The sequence below is a fragment of the Planctomycetia bacterium genome (assembly GCA_021413845.1).
GTDB lineage: Bacteria > Planctomycetota > Planctomycetia > Pirellulales > PNKZ01 > PNKZ01.
In genome coordinates, this window is record JAIOPP010000024.1 from 21,882 (window position 1) to 40,782 (window position 18,901).

Here is an 18,901-nt window from a genome sequence, read left to right on the forward strand (position 1 = left end):
CCCAATCATGTCGGCATCAATTACATGCTGCAGAGGGGCCTACCGCCTTACCTGCGACTCTTGCCGAACGTCGAATCCCTGGTAAAGTAGAGGCTTGTTTCGCGGCGGCTGTAGCTCAGTTGGTTAGAGCACTAGATTGTGGATCTAGGGGTCGCGGGTTCAAGTCCCGTCAGCCACCCTGCTTTCGTACTCGGTCACTCCCTTAACTCGCGACGTGTCCGTAGCTTACGAACATTCGGCGACGTTCGGCAAGAGGACTTTCCCCAAGCCCTTCGCTCACGCGATAAGCGGCGCCCTCAAGCCGTTTCTTTAAGCGGCCTGCCCATGCGGGTTGTCCACCTCGGGCATCTTCATACCGCTTCGGGCCCTCCTACCGGGCCAATCGTCACAATCGATTCGCCTTCTGCCGCTCGTTCGTACGCTTCCGTGCGCCTTGCCGTACGAGCCCACGATTCGGTATTTCCGACCTAGACTTTTTCGCGACACGATCGGGTGGTGCCAGGCGGCCTTCACCGATCTTCGCAAGCGATTAAGACACAGAGGCGAAATCCACCACGAGCGATTCGGTATCCATCGCGGATGGATCGCTCAGGTCCCCGATCATCCTTTGCCATGATTCAAGGCGCATCCGTTTCGACGCATCTCTCTTGGGTACTCACCTGCGCATTGCTGGTGATGTTCATGCAAGCCGGCTTCTGTCTTTTGGAGACGGGATTCTCCCGCGCCAAGAACAGCATCAACGTGGCGATCAAGAATCTCGTCGACTTCTTGATCTCGTCGCTTGCGTATTGGGCCTTCGGCTTCGCGTTGATGTTCGGTATTTCCTACGACGGCCTCTTCGGCACGACCCGCTTCGCGCTCGGCGAAGGAACGACCGCACCGCTGCTCGGTGCGTTTCTATTCCAACTGATGTTCTGTTCGACCTCGACCACGATTATCTCCGGTGCGGTCGCCGAGAGAATTAAATTCGGTGCCTATCTCATCACCGCCTTGTTCGTCTCGGCCGTGCTCTACCCGATCTTCGGACATTGGGCTTGGGGCGGCTCCATCGATCAGATGCAAGAAGGCTGGCTCGCGAAGCTCGGCTTCATCGACTTCGCAGGTTCGACCGTCGTGCATTGCCTCGGCGGCTGGGTCTCGCTCGCGCTTTGCATCAAACTCGGCGCACGCATCGGTCGCTTCTCGCCGAATGCACCTCCGATGGCTCCGCACAACCTCCCCATGGCGACGATCGGTGCGTTGATCCTTTGGTTCTGCTGGTTCGGCTTTAACGGCGGCAGCGCGCTGGGTCTCACGGATGCCGTTCCTCTGATTCTCTTGAACACGAATCTCGCCGCTGCCGCCGGCGGCTTAGCGGCTCTCGGCTTTTCCGCATACTACGAGAAGCGCGCGAACGTCGGGCAAACGATCAACGGCGTGATCGCCGGCTTGGTCGGCGTCACGGCTTCGTGCAATATCATCTCTCCTTTGTCGGCGGTCATTATCGGTGCGTGTGCCGGCGTGATCAGCATCCTCGGCACTTATTTGCTCGAGCGCTTTCGCATCGACGACGTCGTCGGTGCGATTCCCGTTCATGCCTTCTGCGGTCTCTGGGGCACGATCGCCGTCGCGCTGTTCGGAAACGAAGCGAAGTTCGGCTTCGGCGTTTCACGCTGGGAACAGCTCGGCGTGCAATGCCTTGGGGCGGCTGTTTGTTTCGCTTGGGCCTTCGGCGGAGCTTGGGTGGTCTTGGGAGCGGTCAATCGTTTCTATGCTTTCCGCGTTCCCGCGAAAGACGAGATCCAAGGCTTAAACATTTCCGAACACGGCGCAGGTTCGGACTTGGTCGAGTTGCTTGCCAATATGGATCGACACTTTCAGGCCGGCAATTTCTCCGCGGCGGTCCATGTCGAGCCGCACACCGAAGTCGGGCAGATCGCGGTGCAATACAATCGGGTGATCCGCCGTGCCGACGGCGAGATCCATGCTCGCGAAGAAGCCGCCGAAGCGCTCCGCAAAGCAGAAGAAAAGTATCGCGGCATCTTCGAGAACGCGGTCGAAGGAATCTTCCAAACGACGATCGACGGCAACTATCTGAGCGCCAACCCAGCCCTAGCCCGGATCTACGGCTACGACTCGGCGGAAGAACTCATCGCCTCGCTCGACAAATTGGATGTTCGGCTCTACGTCGAGCCCGGCCGGCGCGACGACTTCCGCAAGCTGATCGATTTCGACGGCGTCGTTCGTAACTTCGAGTCGGCCGTACGCAAACGGGACGGCAGCATTATTTGGATCTCGGAGAATGCCCGTGCGATCCGCGATCGTGCGGGAAAGATCGTGTACTACGAAGGAACGGTCGTCGACATCACGGCTCGCCGCGAGGCTCTCGACTGGCAAGCTCAGAAGGAAGCGGCCGAAGCGGCCAACCGTGCGAAGAGTGAATTCCTCGCCAACATGAGCCACGAAATTCGCACTCCGCTCAACGGTGCGATGGGCATGCTCGAGTTGCTCGGCACGACGAATCTCGACGTGCGGCAACAGCGCTTCGTGCATCTCGCTCGCTCCTCGGCCGATACGCTGCTCGGCCTGATCAATCAGATTCTCGATTTCTCCAAGATCGAAGCAGGCAAACTCGAACTGGAGAAGGTCGGCTTCCGCTTGCATCCGTTGGTGGAAGACTTGGCCGAAGTGTTTGGGCATAAGGCTCAGAAGAAGGGAATCGAGTTGGCCTGTCGCATTCGTGGCGATGTGCCCGACGGCGCCTTCGGCGATCCGGAACGGATTCGACAAGTCCTCGTCAACTTGGTGAACAATGCAGTGAAGTTCACGCATCAAGGCGACGTTTGCATCGAGTTGAGCGCCGAGCCGAACGTCGACGGCACGTCGATCGTCTGCTTTGCCGTACACGACTCAGGCATCGGTGTTCCCGCGGATCGCCGCGATCGTCTCTTCCAACCGTTCACGCAAGTCGATGCCTCGACGACGCGTAAGTACGGCGGTACGGGCCTCGGCCTCTCGATCTGCAAGCAACTCGTCGAAGCGATGAGCGGCGAGATCGAATTCGCCGAACGGCCGGAAGGGGGCTCGACGTTCCGCTTCCGAGTGCCGCTCGAAATCGCAGCGGTCCCTCGCGTGGCGCGGCATGTCGCCGAAGATGTTCAGAAACTGCGCGCCTTGGCGGTCGACGATGTCGAAGCCAACCGTGAATTGCTCGATGAAAACTTCCGCCGCTGGGGCTGGGAACTCGACACGGCGGCCGATGCGACGTCGGCTTTGGAAATGGCCCGGTGCGAAGCCGAAGCCGGCCGACCGTATCAACTCGTGATTCTCGATCGTCACTTGCCCGACATGGACGGCCTAGAGCTAGCCAAGCAACTTCACAACGAGCAAGCGTACTCGAACTCGAACATGCTGCTCCTCACCTCGATGAGCGATTCCCCGGACGCCGCCGACTTACGGCGTATCGGAATCTCAAACGTGATGAGCAAGCCGATTCGTCAATCGAAGCTGTTCGATGCCGTCGTCAAGGCAGTCCGTGCCGAACGGGGTGGAAGCGCCGCCGCCGGTCTCACGCAAACGACGAACAATCTCACGCAAAGCACAAGTCCTGCGCAGCCGGCGAAGAGCGCTGACGCGGCGCAGCCGAAACGAGTGAAGCTGCTCGTCGCCGAAGACAACGAAATCAATCAGATGGTGACGGAAGAGATTCTTCGCTCCGGCGGCTACGAGTGCGATATCGTCGCCAGCGGCTTGGCTGCTTTGGAAGCGTTGAAGCGAGGCGGCTACGCTCTCGTGCTGATGGATTGCCAAATGCCGGAGATGGACGGCTTCACGGCTGTCGGCGAGATCCGTCGTCGCGAAACGTCCGGCGTTCGCTACCTCGCCGAAGGTTCGATCCCGGTCATCGCCCTCACGGCCAACGCCGTGCGCGGAGATCGCGAACTCTGCCTCGCAGCGGGCATGACCGACTACGTCTCCAAACCGATCGACCGTGAGATTCTGCTTTCGACGATCGAACGCTTATTGAGCTTGCAGGCAGATCGGATCGTTGAGAATGCCTTGCCGATTGCGGTTGGCGAAATCGCAAGCGATGCATCCAGCGGCATGGCATCTTCGCACGGGATTTCGGTGCAAAAAGCGATTGCGCAAGCTCCGGTTGTCGATGATATCGAATCGTCGCTGGAAGCGGCCGTGGAATCGTTGCTCGAAGCGTTTCGCACCGACGATCTCCTCACGCGCTGTCAGGGAGATCGCAAGTTCGCGGGACGTGTATTGGCGAAATTTCAGAAACGGCTTCCCGAAGATCTGCTGGCTCTCGAGCAAGCGGCGACGGCCGGCGATCGAGACGCCATCAAACGGCATGCCCATCAGCTCAAAGGTTGCGCAGGGAACGTCGGGGCAGTGCGCTTAAAGGAATGTGCCGCGCTACTCGAAATGCAGGCGGCCCAAACCGGCGCAATAGATTCGAGCATGCGACGGTTGCGGGTAGAAGTCGGAAGCTGCTTGCACGAAGTCGGTGGTTTGTTGAACGAGTTTGCCAACGGTTAGAAGCATTTTAAGAACTAAGGCGAGAAGAAAATGCGAATCCTAGTAGTCGACGACGATGAAATCTCCCGCGACCTGATCGAGCACACGCTCACTTCGGCGGGCTACGAAGTCGAAACCGTTTCCAACGGTCGCGAGGCCCTCGAAGTGCTCGAGACCGGGCGTTGCCGGTTGGTCATTTCCGATTGGGACATGCCGCTCGTCAGCGGCTTGGAACTCTGTCGAGAAGTGCGCGCCGCCGATTGGGAAGGCTACGTCTACGTGATCTTGTTGACGGGCAACGCTGCGCCGGAAGAAATCGTGCAAGGGATGTCGGCCGGTGCCGACGACTTCATCGCCAAACCATATAACCCGGCCGAACTCATCGTACGCATTCGGGCCGGCGAGCGGATCATCAGCATGGAAACCCGCGACATGGCGATCTTCGCCCTCGCGAAACTCGCCGAATCGCGCGATCCGGAAACCGGACACCATCTCGAACGAGTGCAGTGCTACAGCAAAATTCTAGCGCAGCACTTAGCCAAGCAACCGAAGTTCCGCAACGTCGTCGATGCCGAATACGTGCGATTGATTTATCAAACGAGTCCGCTGCACGACATCGGCAAGGTCGCGATTCCGGACTGCATCCTGCGCAAGCCGGGTCGATTCAACGATATCGAATTCGCGATCATGAAGACGCACGCGCAAGCCGGCGCGGAAACTCTCGATGCCGCTTTGCAGCGTTTTCCCGACGCGAAGTTTTTGCGTGTGGCTCGTGAAATCGCCGCGACGCATCACGAACGCTGGGACGGCAAAGGTTACCCACTCGGTCTTGCCGGCGAAGGAATTCCGCTTGCAGGTCGCATCGTCGCTTTGGCCGATGTCTACGACGCTCTCACCAGCAAGCGCTGCTACAAAGAGCCGTATATCCACAGCATCGCGCGGTCGATCATCATCGGCGATGCCGGAACGCATTTCGATCCCGACGTCGTCGAGGCGTTCATTCAGAAAGAGTCGGAATTCATCGCGATCCACGAGCGCTTTCGCGAAGAGCGCGACGACGTAGACGCAGCGATGTCGGCAGGTGCCGTGGCCGCGAAGCCGCAAGCGGCGACGGTCTGATCCAGCGGCTCACACCGGCTTGCGAGAATTTTACTTCGTCTCGGCACGGAGCTCGGCGATCTTATCGTCGATCTCTTGCTTCAGCGATGGCTCAAGCTCCAACGCACGGCGGAAGTCGGCCTCGGCTTCCATCGTCCGTTGCTGCGACAGGTGAACCAAGCCCCGGCCGGCATAGGCCCAGGCCAGCTTCGGATCGAGCTCGAGCGCGCGATTGTAATCGGCCAACGCCCCGGCCAAGTCTTTCTTCAATTGTCGAGCATTGCCTCGGTTGAAGTACGCCAATTCATATTCGGCGTCGATCGCCAGAGCCAGCTCGTAATCGGCGATAGCGGCATCGAGTTCTTGCTTCGTCTCACGCACGATCCCGCGATTCACCAATACCTCCGGGTCGCGCGGCTTCAATTCATGGGCCCGCGTGTAGTCGGCGATCGCCTTATCGAGTTCTTGCTTCTCTTCCCAGGCGTACGCACGATTGAAATACGCGGCAGCGGCGTCGGGCTTGAGTTCCAAGGCGGCCGTGAAATCCGCGATCGCGTGTTCCCAATCGCGTTTGAGCAGCCATGCCCCGCCTCGATGAATCAGGGTTTGCGCGTCTTTCGGGGCGATTGTGAGTGCGCGGCTGAAGTCGGTAATGGCATCGTCGAGATTGCCCCGAGATTGCCGTACGGCGGCACGACGCAGGACGACGGTCGGGTCGTCGGGACGTCGGCGCATCATCGCCGTATACTCCGCTTCGGCCGGTTCCCACTGCTCTTGGTCTTCGTATACGCGAGCCCGATTTCGGAACGCCTCGAACAGTTCGGGATCTAATTCGATCGCTCGACCGAGATCGGCCAACGCGAGCGCGTATTCCTTACGAATGCGTCGTGTGCTACCTCGATTGTTGAGAGCCATCGCATTCTTCGGGTCGAGTTCGATCGCCTTGTCGTAATCGGCGATGGCCCGTTCGTAATCTTCTTTATCGTTGAGAAGGTTGCCGCGATCGATATATGCGTGCGGCGAATTCGGACGCAGTGCGATGGCCCGCTCGTAATCGGCGGTCGCCCCGGCTTGGTCCCCTGCCCGTTTCTTCACCCGACCGCGCAAGAGAAACTTCGCGGAGTCTTGCGGATCGAGTTCGATCGCACGGGTGAAATCGGCCAAGGCCTTATCGAACGCATCGCGCGCGAGATGCACGCTGCCGCGACCGACATAAGCGAACGAGTCGTCGGGATTCAACGACAATGCCCGATCGAAATCGGCCAGCGCGCCTTGTTCGTCGCGTTGATCGAGCAGGAACTCGCCTCGTCCGACGAGTGCATAACCGTAATTCGGGTTCAATCGAACGGCGGAATTCAGATCGTCGAACGCTTGCTCGACACTCCCCTTTGCTGCGAAGGCCTTGCCTCGCCGCACAAGCACGTAAGAATCGTCGGAGGCCGATTCCAGAAACTTCGTGAAGTCGGCGATCGCCCCTTCGAGATCGCGCACGTCTTGGCGCGCCATGCCGCGATAGCGATACGCGGGTATCAGTTGCGGATCGAGCTTCAGGGCGGCATCGAGGTGCGGCAACGCTTCGGCCGCGTGGTCTTGATTCAACAAGCCGATGCCACGACTGAGCACGACGATCGGCTCGTCTTCGGTCTGTGCGACTGCGCCACCTGCCGCAACGCAGAGGAGAATGAGCCCGACGATGGTTCGAAACGGACGATTATTTCGCATCCGTCCATCTTGTACCGAGCCTCGGCTCGATACAAGCGCCGCTTTGCCGCTCGCCGCAAACCCAAGAATTGCCGCGAATTTACGTCATACGGTCGTTACGGTCGTCTATCGCTTCCGCGTTTGTTGCGGAGCCGGAGCACGGGGCGCGGGTTTGGCGACCGTCCGATTGCCGAAGGCTTCGAGTTGCTCACCGCCACGGACGACGAACAATTTCGGATCGTCGATGATGAAGCCCGTCGACCAGGTCTTGCCGTCGTCTTGATTGAAGCAATCGTAGAAGAACGTCTCGACCTTTCGGCACGGCATCGAATACGGCGTATACGATGCCAAGAAGTCGGCAGCGGTCAGGTCTTCGACTCCCGGCTTGGCGAAGTAATGCACTCGACCGTCGGCAGTGAACGACATACCGAGGGTCCACCAGCCGGTTTGCGTAACGTCGAGAGTGCGAATGTCGCGACCTCGGCCATCGGCGCGAACCGCCAAGCTGATCCCGTCTTTGCGAGCCCGATTCTGCGTCTCGCTATCGAATTGAATGAAAATCCCCGGCCAGTATTCTTCCATTTCGTCGCCGCCGCGGCAGCCGGCACGAAACGCGAATTGACTTCCGGTGCGGTTTTCCCATTGCTCGACCGGCGGCATGTAGACGCGCGTCGTGATGCTCGGCTCGTTGGCAACCGAAATCGATCCGCCGACCTTCGCTCGCACGTTAGCGATGAAGTCGTCTTGCTGATGAGTATAGCTCGGGTTGCCGGGGATGCCCGACTGCATCGTGCGCAACATCAGCGCACCCTTGCTGCCGGGAATACCGCCGGGCGGAGTATCGACGCGCTCGACGAAGTCGGGCTGGCCGCGCAAGGCCGCTTCGAACCAACGGCCGTTCTTGGAATAGCCGCCCGGGTTGCGGGTTCGCTTATCCATGTTGTTGCTGCTCTTCGGCCAATTCGGGACATACTCCCAGGCTTCGTCCTCGAAGTCGTCGCCGATGGTTTTGATCTCATGACCTGTGCCGGGCACCAATGGTCCGGCCGCAAACGAGCTTGCGCTCCATGCCGGCACCACCGACGCCAACATCAACGCCACGATCCGAAATCGCAAGAGCCGCATAACTTCTCCTCGCATGAATCAAACGGTATTCGCAAATACCAATAGTTTTCGGAAGACCCGACCGCTGCCGGCGACGCACGCATCGGCGATGCGCGGACTTTGCCGACTGTGCCGGTTATTCCAGTTATCGGACCTTTGAGGGGTGATCCGTTACGAGAAAAATCACGCCTCAAAGATTACGAGCGGGGTCCAAGTTTGTACTCCGCCGCCGCTCGATGCAAGAGCCTGAAATGGGCCCAGCGATGTAGTAAACCGCTTGCGCCAAACGAAAAGCGGCGATTTCACACCCCGCCGGCATCGATGCCGTTGCTCGCCTGGGGCACCGTCGCAACCCCGCCGGTTCAGACTCCGGCTAAGCCCCGCTCCGCGGCCCAAGCTTTGATGGCATCGTCGTCGACGCGATCGAGCCGGTTGTATTGCGGATGCCGGCCTTCCTTATACGGACTGTTGCGTGCCGCGTTGTAAGCGCAGATCAACGACCAGCGCGGATCCGGCGACGTGTTTTGATCGCTGCGATGCAGCAAGTTGCCGTGAAAGAAGAGGGCGTCGCCCGGTTCGGCCTCGATGTATTCGAGCGGAAAAAGTTTCATCGCTTCGTCGATCCGCTCTTGCTCGACTCCGACTTGGTCGCCGGTCTTGCCATGGTCAAGACGCCCCATCCGGTGCGAGCCGCGAAGCACTTGCAGACAGCCGTTGGCCCGCGTGGCCCGATCGACGGCGATCAGACAACTCGCCATATAAGGGAACAAGCAGCCGTTGTTGTACCAATAGCCGTAGTCTTGGTGCCACTCCCAGGCCCCGCCGACGCGCGGCTCTTTGAGCATCATCTTGAAGTGATACAGATACACTTCGCCGCCGAGCACGCGCTCCATCGGGTCGACGATCCGGCGCGACTTCGCGAACACGCTATAGAGATCATCGCCGGCATGATTGTAGAGTGCGAGTTTCGTGACTTGGCCCGTCGAGTCGCGCCGGCCGTAAGCATCGCCGCGCAGCCGCTCGTCGTTGCGGCCGTAGTTTAAGAGGAGCCGCATCTCTTCCGGATCGAACAAGCCCGACACGCGCAGATAGCCCTGCTCTTCCCAAGCGGCGAGTTCGGCGGCGTTCGACGGACTGGTCATTTTCGCTCCGCAAGCAATCGTCGTTTTCGGCGGGTCGTTTTTCGGCAAGAGAAGTCGCGGCCTTATCATATCAGTATGAATATAAACTGATCTACTTGCAAGGCGTTTTGCATCTGGGCTCCACGCCCTTGGACGCTAAAATCGAAGCCGCATCGTCGTCCGACTTTGCCTATTGAGCACTCTCCCCATCACAGCTTCCCTCGCCGAGATTCCGAACCATGAAAGCCGCCTTCATCCGTGAAACCGGTGCTCCGACCAATATCCAATACGCCGATCTTCCCACACCCGAGCCGCGCGGCAGCGAAGTTCTCGTGCGCGTCGGGGCCGTCGCCGTCAACCCGATCGACACCTACATTCGAGCCGGCGGCATCAAGATGAATTTACCGTTGCCGTTCGTCATCGGTGCCGATCTCGCCGGCACGGTCGAACGGGTCGGTCCCGACGCAAAACGCTTCAAGCCGGGCGATCGCGTGTGGGGGAGCAATCAAGGGATGTTCGGCCGACAAGGGACGTTCGCCGAGTTCGCCGCCGTCGAGGAAGGCTGGCTCTATTCCACACCGGCCGGCGTCGACGACACGACGGCCGCAGCCGCCGCGCTCGTCAGCATCACGGCGAACATCGGCTTGCACCGCGCCGCGCTCAAGCCCGGCGATACGATCTTCGTCAACGGCGGTTCCGGCGGCGTGGGATCGACCGTGGTGCAGATGGCAAAAGCGCTCGGAGCCCGTGTGGCCGCCGTCGCCGGGAGCGATGAGAAAGTCGCGGCTTGCAAGTCGCTCGGCGCCGACGTTGCCTGGAACTACAAGACCGACGACGTCGACGCACGGCTCGCGGAGTTCGCGCCCGGCGGCGTGAACATCTGGTGGGAGACGCTGCGCGAGGCCGACTTCGATCGCGCGGTGGGCAAGCTGGCGATGAACGGCCGGATGGTGCTGATGGCAGGTCGCGATGCGCGGCCAGTCTTCCCCGTCGGACAGTTCTATACGAAGAACCTCACGCTCGTCGGCTTCGCGATCTTCAACTCGCCACCGGACGAACAACGTAGGTCGGCCGAAGAGGTCAATCGCCTGCTTCAAGCCGGCACCCTCAAGCCGCACATCGGCCGCACGCTGAAACTCGCCGAAGCCGCCGCCGCCCATCAACTGCAACAAGAAAACACGCTGGAGAAAAAAGGGACGTTGAGCGGGAAAATCGTGCTGGTGCCGTAAGCTATTGCGCCGCGGCGATCTTTTTTTGCCGCATTGTCGAATTCCGTCTGCGGCGTTCGACTATCCGTAGATCGTCCCCTGATTTTCTTGCTTATGCGGAGGTTCTTACGATGAGCGTTAGCCATAATCCCGTCGGTTGGTTCGAGATTCCCGTTGCCGATATGGATCGGGCCGTGAAATTTTATACGCAGGCCCTTGGGTTCGAGCTACGCGTGCAGGACATGTTCGGCGCGAAGATGGCCTTCTTCCCGATGGGCGACTGCACTTCGCCGGGCATTTCCGGAACCTTGTTCCAAGCGCCTGAGATCAAGCCTTCACTCGACGGCACGACGATCTACTTCCACTTCCCGAGCCTCGAGCCGGTGATCAAAACGGTCGAGAAGGCCGGCGGCAAGATCGTGGTCCCACGCACAAGCATCGGCGAGTTCGGATTCATGGCGAAGTTCGAAGATAGTGAAGGCAACCGCATCGGGCTGCATGAGCCACCGGCCGGAGCCCCGCCGACGAAGTAAACGGAAGCGTTTGTAAGCACACGCTGCAACCGTCCTAAGACGAGTGGGCGATGCGAGCCGAGCGTTAAGCGCGAAGCTTTCGTGCAGCTGCGTGCCCCAGGAGAGGCTCGCGTATCTCTTTTCGGCGGAGAACGCGAGCCTCTTTAGTTAGGCTTCGTTTCGGTAGCGCCGCCGGCTTTGTCTTTCATCGCTTTGAGCATTTTCGTAATCTCTTCCGGCTTGAAGGCCGCGCCGTCTTTCACGGCTTGGCCCAGGCTCGCTTGGTTCGCCGCGTCGAACGATCCCGTCGGCACGACCCGCACGGCGATCGCGATGCGCCGCGGTTGCGGATTCTTGAAGGTGAACCACAGCAAGTAGTCTTCGCCGGGTACGAGCAGCCCGCCGGTCACGCATTGCACGATGAGATACTGCGACTCTTCTCTCGACAAAGCCGGGGCGGGCATGTCGCGCATCGTGAACTTTTGCCCCTGGACGCGCATCGGAAAATCGCCGACCGGCATCACACCCCATTCGTCGATCGCATCCTCGGGCGAATTGAACGACCAGACGAGGTCGCCGTTGAGGCCCGGCGGCACCGAAAAGCGAACGGCATCGAATTGCCGCCCACGCGAGTTGAGGTTGATTCGCTGCCAGCGAACCGGCGCTTTGCCGACAAGCGGAGTCACACGCTCGTAAACGTCGGCGAACTTGCGCGCTGACGACTCGAAGCCATACTCCTGGCGATCGTACTTCGCCAGATCGTATGCCGCCTGCAGAACGGTATCTTCGGGCACCGGCGGCAGCGCGACGGGCAGAATGAGCCCGGCGAGAATGTTATGCACGCCGCGCGGCAACCGGCTGTTGTCCGGTGCTAAGCCGATGCGGTAGCCAAGCACGGCGATATCGTCGCCGACTTTCAGCGGCGGCACCGGTTGATTCGTCGGAATCGTCACGGCGACGACGTAGCCGCGCCCAGTCAGATCGACCCACAGATGCCGACGAGTCGCGGGATTGATGCGTCTGACTTTGCCGAAGAAGAACACGCCCCATTGTCCTTCGTCGAGGTTCTCCAGAGCGAAGCGATCGATCTGTTTCACTTCCGACTCGAAGTCCCATTTACGCTTGCCGAGCGATTCCTTGATCGATTTGATTTCTTCCATGTCGTAGCGGTGAATCGCCGCCAGGGTCAGCATCGTCGCGACGGCTTGCAACGAGAAGTAGTCTCCTTTCGTCGTCGGCCGCCAATCGACGGCGAGCGCGCGCTTCGCCGAGCGCGCGAGCCCGTCATGCACATCCGACTCGAGCCAGTTACTCTTATCGCCGATCCGATCGGGCACCTCGATCGGCTTGGCGGCCGAAAAGGGTTGCACGCGCACCTTGGTGAGCTTGCCTTCGGTCTCGATCACGGCACTGTTCAATTCGACGACGTGTCTCACATGCGAGGCGAACGCGAGGTTGCTTCCGGCGTTGTAGCTCCAAGTGTCGATGCCGATCACTTCGCCGGTCATCGCCAGAAGCGGCCCCCCTCCATTGCCGCCGACGACCGCCGCCGTAGTTTGCACCCATTGCTGATCGTCCGGGGCGTGCATCGACTCCGTGACGTCTTCGGGAAGCTCTTTCGTGCCGCGGATCGCGCCGATGATTCCGGTCGAGGTGGTGAAATCGAAGCCGCTAGGATGCCCGATCGCTAAAACTTCTTCACCTTGTCGCAACGTCGGATTCGCGACCGTCTGGAGCACGGTAAGCTTTTGCGGTGCGTCGTCGAGAGCGAGGAGGGCCAGGTCGCGATTGCGATCGAACGCCGCCAAGCCGCGCGCCTTGTAAGTCGTGCCGTCGCGCAGGCGAATCGTTACTCCGGAAGCTCCGGCGACGACATGGTAATTCGTTGCGACGAGCCAGAGATCGCCTTGAGGAGGCTTGTCTTCCTTTGTTACTTCCGGCTCGATCCATTGGTCGACATGCCGCCGCGCGATGATCCAGCCGCTCCCGACGTCGTACGGCTTCCCGTGCGCATCGAAGGTCGTCAGATGAACGACGCCGTTTCCTGCCGTCTGGATAAGATCGGCGACCGACATCTTGACGCGTGGCTTCTCCTTCTCGATCGGAGGAGCCGTCGACCTGGGCGCGAAGACAGGGGCCGATCCGACTTCGGCAACAGGGGGCTGCTCCGGCTGTTTGATGGGAACGATCTGCTTCATCACGACAGGCGCATCGTCTTTCGGTTTCCCGCCGAACACGATCCAACCGATGCCGAGAAGCAGAATCAGTCCCGCGGCCGTTCCCCCCCAGACCATGATCTTCTTGGCGGAAGTATCACCTGCTACCTGCACGGTGCCGGCCGCAGGAAGATCGTCCCAGAACGGGTCGGCCGTCGGTTTGACATGCGATTTCGACGGCTTCGACGTGTTGATGGGCATCGTGCTCTTCATCGCGCTGCCGCACGCGGGGCAAATCAGATCTTTCTCCAGCGACTTATCGTCGACCAGAAATCGCTTTCGACAATCGACGCATGCGACGGTGATCTGCATAATTCGTTACTTACGGAAAATCAGCGGCGACTCGCAACTTCTCACTCCATCATGCACCGAAAATCGCCCTTCGCCAGGATAACGGGACGAGCCCGGCATTTCAAAGCCGTAACGGCTTTCTACATCGAGTCCTCACGCAACCGTCGCCGTACGACCACCGAAGGCTTAGCCCGGCGCGAGTTCCGTTTGTTCGGCCATTAGTTGGTCGTATCGTTGGCGGATGCGCAGCGTATGGCGGCGATAATCGCTTAAAAGCTCTTCCGGATCTCCGTAGTCGAGCGAGCGTGCCAGTTTCGCAAGTTCGATGGCGTCGGTCGGCAGATCGTTGCGCGCGGTCAGGCTCAGCAACCGCAGCCGACTCTTGAGCGCTCGCAGAAAGCCGTAGCCTGCGGTGAAGAATTCGTAATCGGCGGCCGTCATTCGGCCCGCGGCGTAGAGCGCCCCCATCGCCGCGGCCGTGTTCGGCACGCGCAGGCTCGGGTCGTTCCCCGCATAGCGCAACTGCAGCATTTGCACGAGGAATTCGACGTCGAGCGCCGTGCCCGGCGCGCGCTTCAAGTTCTCCGGCGTAGCGTCGATCTCCAATCTGCGGCGCATCTCGCCGATCGCCGCCACGTCTTCCGGCTTCCAAACGTGATCGAACGCCGCCCGATGCACTACCTCGAGCGCTTCCACGGCCGTTCGCTTGTCGCCGTAGACGGTGCGCGCTCGGCAGAGTGATTGCCGTTCCCAAACGCCGGCTTGTCCTTCGGCATAGTAACGCGCGAACTCCGCGAAGCTCGTCGCCAGCGGACCGCTTCTTCCGGTCGGACGAAGCCGCGGATCGACTTCATACAGCCGACCGTATTGTCCGAGATAGGAGGCGACCTTGATGATGCGCTGACCGAGTTCGCCGAAGAAATGTTGATTCGTCGTCGGCTCGCCGCGCCGCGGCCGTCGGATCACCGTCGGCCCATCGGCCTGATAGAGAAATACGAGATCGAGATCGCTCCGATACGTCAGCTCGCGCGCGCCGAGCTTGCCGAGCGCGACGAGTGCGAAGCCGCAGGGAGCGCCGGCCGTGAGCCCCGCCGCTTCGTTCGTTTCGCCGATCGTCGGTTCGCCGAGCTTCTCGACGAGCCGCTCGTATTCCCAACGGACGATCCGCGTCAGGCAGGTCTCCGCCAAATCGGTCAGCACCGAGCCGATTTGCCGCACGTCGTCTTTGCCGAGAATGTCGCGCACGCCGATGCGAAGCAGGCCGGCGTTTTTGAAGCTGTGCAGAATCGGCTCTAAGTCTTCCGCGCCGGCGCACAACTCTTCGAGATGGTCCCGCAGATCGAAACGTGTCGGAAGTTTGTTGAGGACGAGCCCATCCATAAGCTCGTCAATCATACCCGGATTGCCGACGAGGATGCCCGACAGATAAGGGCTCGACGCGCACAATTCGACGTAGAGCTTCATCGACGGCGGATTGAAGCTAAACAGTTCCCAGAGCACCCCTTTGCCGCCGAGCGAATCGCTGACGTGCGCGAGGTTGACGAGCGTCGAATCGGGATCGGGCATCGCCGCGACCGCTTTCAGCAACCGGGGCGCAATCGAAGCGAGGAAGTGTCGGCAACGGCGCGTCGAAAGAAAGCGAATCCGTTCGACGGCCAGCGAATCGAGATTGCGATACGCTTGTTGCGGATCGCGAAAACGATACTTCGCCAGCACCTCGGCGATCTTCTCCGGCGGCGGATCCGGGTCGAGCACGAGATCGACCTCAGGCTCCGTTTCGGCATCTTCTCCGAACGCATCGTGTAGAAGATGGTCGAGAATTTTGCGATTCACGTCGGAACGCTCACGGTATTCAGCCTCGAACGCTTCAAGCGCCGTGCGCTCCGGAGTGTCGAGATAGCCGAGACGAATCGCAAGCCGGCGCAACTCGACGGGATCGTTCGGAACCAAGTGCGTTTGCAGATCGAACATGATCTGCAAACGATGCTCGATTTTGCGAAAAAATGCGTAGTTCTCGGCTAGGAACGTCCGTTCTTGGTGCGTGAGGCAGCCGCACGCTTCGAGTTGTGCAAGCGCTTCGAGCGTGCCGGAGACGCGAACCTTCGGCAGATCGCCCCCGTTGAGCAACTGCAGAAATTGAATCACGAATTCGACGTCGCGAATGCCTCCGCGTCCCGTCTTCACGTTGCGAGCGTCGTGTCCTTCGCGAATCACTCGTTGCTCGATGCGCCGCTTGAGGGCTTTGATGCCCGTGATGTCGGCGAGCCCGAGGTAGCGGCGATAGATCCATGATTCAAGGTACGTGAGAAACTCACGGCCGAGATCGACGTCGCCGGCGCAAGGCCGAGCCTTCACATAGGCTTGGCGTTCCCAGGTGCGGCCGAGGACGTCGTAGTATTGCATGGCGCTTTCGAGATTGCGCACGAGCGGCCCTCGCTCCCCTTCGGGCCGAAGTCGGAGATCGACCCGATAGGCGATTCCAAGCGGCGTCGACTCGGTGAGCAGTCGCGTGACGTCTTGCGCCAGGCGCTCGAAGAATTCCGTATTCGTCGAAAGTCGCGGCGGCCCGGTTTCCGAGGCCGGCGTGCCGAGCGGGAGCGGGCCGCGCCGGGCTTCGGTTTTACCGTCGACATCGTAGAGAAACACGAGATCGACGTCGCTGGAATAATTGAGTTCGTTGCCGCCGAGCTTACCCATTGCCAACACGACGAACCGCGCCGGCTTGCCGTCTGCGCGGCGCGGGATGCCGCGCTTGACTTCGAGCCGGCGACGGGCGAATCGCACCGCGGCATCGATCACGGCGTCGGCCAAGTACGAAATCTGCGCCGTCACGACTTCCAAGCGTTGATTGCGAATGATATCGCCGTACGAAATGCGCAGCGTCTCGCGCCGCTTGAAGCGCCGCAGCGCCGTCATCACGCTCGCTTCATCGGCCAACGAATCGACTTCGGCCCGAAGTTCGCCGATGAGCATCTCTCGCTGCACCGGGCTTCCTTCCGTAAGCCGTAGGAGATCGTAGCTCTCGTTGTCGGCGACGAGCAGGTCGCTCAAGTGCCGGCTCGAGGAAAAGATCTGCAACAGCGTCGGCAGCGCATCGCGGTCGCGCTCGAATAACGCCGCCAGCGACAACGGCGACCTCGCCACACCGAAGAACCGCTCCAAGCTACCGAGCGCAAGATCGGGATCGCTGAGGCGCGGCAGCGTCTCGCCTAGCTGCTCGCAAACTACGCCCATCAGATCGAGCGTTACGCCGAATTCGGCGATGCGCACGAGCACGGCGTGCGCCTGCGCCGGGTCGGCGACACCCCACGTCCGGAGCCATGCTTCGGCCGGCTTTACGTCGTCGAGTCGGCGGCGCAATTCATCGAGATTCATGGTTAAATCGACAGCGAGTAGACCTCGGGCACGACATGCTCGGTCTTCACTTCGCCGAACAACGTGAACGAGTTGGCGTCGTAGATCGTTACCGGAAGGAACCGGCCGATTTGGCGAGGATTGCCGTCGAACACGACGATCCGATCACAGTTCGTCCGGCCGACAAGCTGCAACGGGCCATGATGATGATCATGGTCGCCGTCATCATGGCTTTGCACAGCCTCATCCTCCGCTTGCGGCTTCGCCGACGACTTCGTCAAAGGGAGCGCGCTCGGCGACGTCGCATCTTGCTGCGCCTCGCCGCGGACATGCTTCCGGCTCGGGCCTTCGACGAGAATTTCGACATCACGGCCGATGAACGGCTGGTTGTCTTCGTAGCTGTTCTTATTCTGCACTTCGAGTAGCTCGACGTTACGGCGACGCTTCACTTCTTCCGGCACGTCATCGGGCCAGAGATCGTCGGCCTTCGTCCCTTCGCGTGGGCTGTACTTGAATATGTAGCTGTTCTTAAAACGCTGCTCGGCGACCAAGTCCATCGTCTTTTGAAAGTCTTCTTCGGTCTCGCCGCAGAAGCCGACGATGAAGTCGCTCGTAACGCTCGAATCGGGAATCGTTTCTCGAATCCGACACATCATCTCGCGATACTGCTCGACGGTGTAGTTGCGCTTCATCCGTTTCAGCACTTCGTTCGATCCGCTTTGCGCAGGAACATGTAGGTAGTGCGAACACTTCTTAATGTCGCGCACCGCCTCCAGCAAATCCTGCGTCATATCGTTCGGGAAGCTCGTCACGAAACGCAACCGATCGATGCCCGACACTTCGCTCAATTGAAGCAGTAAATCGCTCAAGCGCGTCGTCCGGCCGTCGGCTGTGTGGCGATAGCTGTTCACGGTCTGCCCGAGCAGCGTGATCTCGCGGCAACCTTCGTCGGCGAGTTTGCGCACTTCCGAAAGAATTTGCGCTGCCGGCCGGCTTTGCTCCGGTCCCCGCACTTTCGGCACGATGCAATAGGTGCAGAACTTATCGCAGCCGATCATGATCCGCACGAAAGCCTGGTAGCGCGACGGCCGCATCGATTCATCGCGCAGCGGGTCGTAGCTCTCGAAGCTGCGCTCGACGTCGCGACGAGCCCCTTCCTTGCGGTCGAGGCTCACTTCCATCTGCCGCCCTGCCCCGGCCTTGATCTGGTCGACGAGTGCGGGAATCTGATGGAGTTGGCCCGGCCCGACGACGAGATCGACGTACGGTGCACGATCGAAAACGATCTTCTGATGGTTCTGGGCCATGCAGCCGATCACGCCGATGATCTTCTCGGGATGCTGTTGCTTATGGATCTTCAACCGCCCGAGGTTGCTGTAGATCTTCTCTTCGGCATGCGAACGGATGCTGCAAGTATTGAAGAGCACGAGATCGGCGGCCAACGGATCGGCGGTCATCTCATAGCCGCGATGGCGCAGATCGGCGACGACCAACTCGCTGTCGAGCATGTTCATCTGGCAACCGACCGTTTCGATATAAAGCTTACGAGTCATGAGCAACCTTCAATAACTTCGCACATAGGAGTTCGCCGCGCGATTCGGCAGCTACTTCTTCTTTTGTTTTCGCTTTTCCGCTTCGACTTGCGTTTTCCACTCGGCAACGACCTGATTGCGCCGCACGACCATCAGCTTCACAAGCGCCCCGACGGCCACGAGCCCCCCGACGGCCCACAGTGCGATAATCCCGTTCGACATCTGCGACTCCGTTCGCAACCGTGTGACTCGTCACTT

Annotated in this window: 11 protein-coding genes and 1 tRNA gene; 5 read left to right on the plus strand and 7 right to left on the minus strand. The window is 60.2% G+C overall.

The annotated features are described in order from the left end of the window. Positions 1-104 precede the first annotated feature (104 nt). The 3 genes from K8U03_05065 to K8U03_05075 all read left to right on the plus strand — a co-directional run bounded on the left by K8U03_05065 (position 105) and on the right by K8U03_05075 (position 5,625). A tRNA-His gene (locus K8U03_05065) sits at positions 105-178 on the plus strand. A gap of 434 nt (positions 179-612) precedes the next feature. After that, a complete protein-coding gene (gene amt, locus K8U03_05070) occupies positions 613-4,527 on the plus strand; it encodes an ammonium transporter (GenBank protein ID MCE9604258.1) in 3,915 nt (1,304 codons plus the stop codon). A gap of 30 nt (positions 4,528-4,557) precedes the next feature. Further along, the gene (locus K8U03_05075; GenBank protein ID MCE9604259.1) at positions 4,558-5,625 is read left to right on the plus strand and encodes a response regulator; all 1,068 of its coding nucleotides are present in this window, start codon (positions 4,558-4,560) and stop codon (positions 5,623-5,625) included. A gap of 30 nt (positions 5,626-5,655) precedes the next feature. Here K8U03_05075 and K8U03_05080 read toward each other — a convergent pair whose 3' ends face one another. The 3 genes from K8U03_05080 to K8U03_05090 all read right to left on the minus strand — a co-directional run bounded on the left by K8U03_05080 (position 5,656) and on the right by K8U03_05090 (position 9,551). Then, positions 5,656-7,326, minus strand: coding sequence for a tetratricopeptide repeat protein (locus K8U03_05080; GenBank protein MCE9604260.1), 1,671 nt, complete (start codon positions 7,324-7,326; stop codon positions 5,656-5,658). A gap of 105 nt (positions 7,327-7,431) precedes the next feature. After that, complete coding sequence (locus K8U03_05085; GenBank protein MCE9604261.1) at positions 7,432-8,430, minus strand: hypothetical protein; 999 nt, start codon at positions 8,428-8,430, stop codon at positions 7,432-7,434. Between the two features lie 341 nt (positions 8,431-8,771). Beyond that, a complete protein-coding gene (locus K8U03_05090) occupies positions 8,772-9,551 on the minus strand; it encodes a phytanoyl-CoA dioxygenase family protein (GenBank protein ID MCE9604262.1) in 780 nt (259 codons plus the stop codon). A 218-nt stretch (positions 9,552-9,769) separates the two neighbouring features. Here K8U03_05090 and K8U03_05095 point away from each other — a divergent pair, with 218 nt between their 5' ends. Both K8U03_05095 and K8U03_05100 read left to right on the plus strand, forming a co-directional pair. Then, positions 9,770-10,759: an NADPH:quinone reductase gene (locus K8U03_05095; protein ID MCE9604263.1), complete on the plus strand. Its 990-nt coding sequence runs from the start codon at positions 9,770-9,772 to the stop codon at positions 10,757-10,759. A 110-nt stretch (positions 10,760-10,869) separates the two neighbouring features. Further along, positions 10,870-11,271 carry a VOC family protein gene (locus K8U03_05100; GenBank protein ID MCE9604264.1) on the plus strand — a complete coding sequence of 134 codons (402 nt, stop codon included), beginning with the start codon at positions 10,870-10,872 and terminating at the stop codon, positions 11,269-11,271. Between the two features lie 143 nt (positions 11,272-11,414). Here K8U03_05100 and K8U03_05105 read toward each other — a convergent pair whose 3' ends face one another. From K8U03_05105 to K8U03_05120, 4 genes are all read right to left on the minus strand, one after another. Beyond that, positions 11,415-13,778 carry a trypsin-like peptidase domain-containing protein gene (locus tag K8U03_05105; GenBank protein MCE9604265.1) on the minus strand — a complete coding sequence of 788 codons (2,364 nt, stop codon included), beginning with the start codon at positions 13,776-13,778 and terminating at the stop codon, positions 11,415-11,417. Between the two features lie 165 nt (positions 13,779-13,943). After that, positions 13,944-17,132, minus strand: coding sequence for a bifunctional [glutamate--ammonia ligase]-adenylyl-L-tyrosine phosphorylase/[glutamate--ammonia-ligase] adenylyltransferase (glnE, locus tag K8U03_05110; protein ID MCE9604266.1), 3,189 nt, complete (start codon positions 17,130-17,132; stop codon positions 13,944-13,946). A 2-nt stretch (positions 17,133-17,134) separates the two neighbouring features. After that, complete coding sequence (gene miaB / locus K8U03_05115; protein MCE9604267.1) at positions 17,135-18,664, minus strand: tRNA (N6-isopentenyl adenosine(37)-C2)-methylthiotransferase MiaB; 1,530 nt, start codon at positions 18,662-18,664, stop codon at positions 17,135-17,137. Between the two features lie 51 nt (positions 18,665-18,715). Then, the gene (locus tag K8U03_05120; GenBank protein MCE9604268.1) at positions 18,716-18,865 is read right to left on the minus strand and encodes a hypothetical protein; all 150 of its coding nucleotides are present in this window, start codon (positions 18,863-18,865) and stop codon (positions 18,716-18,718) included. Between the last annotated feature and the right edge of the window lie 36 nt (positions 18,866-18,901).

Excerpts from the sequence above, each read along its gene's own strand:
- amt (MCE9604258.1), top strand. The coding sequence starts at position 613 with ATGATTCAAGGCGCATCCGTTTCGACGCATCTCTCTTGGGTACTCACC.
- K8U03_05075 (MCE9604259.1), top strand. The coding sequence starts at position 4,558 with ATGCGAATCCTAGTAGTCGACGACGATGAAATCTCCCGCGACCTGATC.
- K8U03_05080 (MCE9604260.1), bottom strand. The coding sequence starts at position 7,326 with ATGCGAAATAATCGTCCGTTTCGAACCATCGTCGGGCTCATTCTCCTC.
- K8U03_05085 (MCE9604261.1), bottom strand. The coding sequence starts at position 8,430 with ATGCGGCTCTTGCGATTTCGGATCGTGGCGTTGATGTTGGCGTCGGTG.
- K8U03_05090 (MCE9604262.1), bottom strand. The coding sequence starts at position 9,551 with ATGACCAGTCCGTCGAACGCCGCCGAACTCGCCGCTTGGGAAGAGCAG.
- K8U03_05095 (MCE9604263.1), top strand. The coding sequence starts at position 9,770 with ATGAAAGCCGCCTTCATCCGTGAAACCGGTGCTCCGACCAATATCCAA.
- K8U03_05100 (MCE9604264.1), top strand. The coding sequence starts at position 10,870 with ATGAGCGTTAGCCATAATCCCGTCGGTTGGTTCGAGATTCCCGTTGCC.
- K8U03_05105 (MCE9604265.1), bottom strand. The coding sequence starts at position 13,778 with ATGCAGATCACCGTCGCATGCGTCGATTGTCGAAAGCGATTTCTGGTC.
- glnE (MCE9604266.1), bottom strand. The coding sequence starts at position 17,132 with ATGAATCTCGATGAATTGCGCCGCCGACTCGACGACGTAAAGCCGGCC.
- miaB (MCE9604267.1), bottom strand. The coding sequence starts at position 18,664 with ATGACTCGTAAGCTTTATATCGAAACGGTCGGTTGCCAGATGAACATG.
- K8U03_05120 (MCE9604268.1), bottom strand. The coding sequence starts at position 18,865 with ATGTCGAACGGGATTATCGCACTGTGGGCCGTCGGGGGGCTCGTGGCC.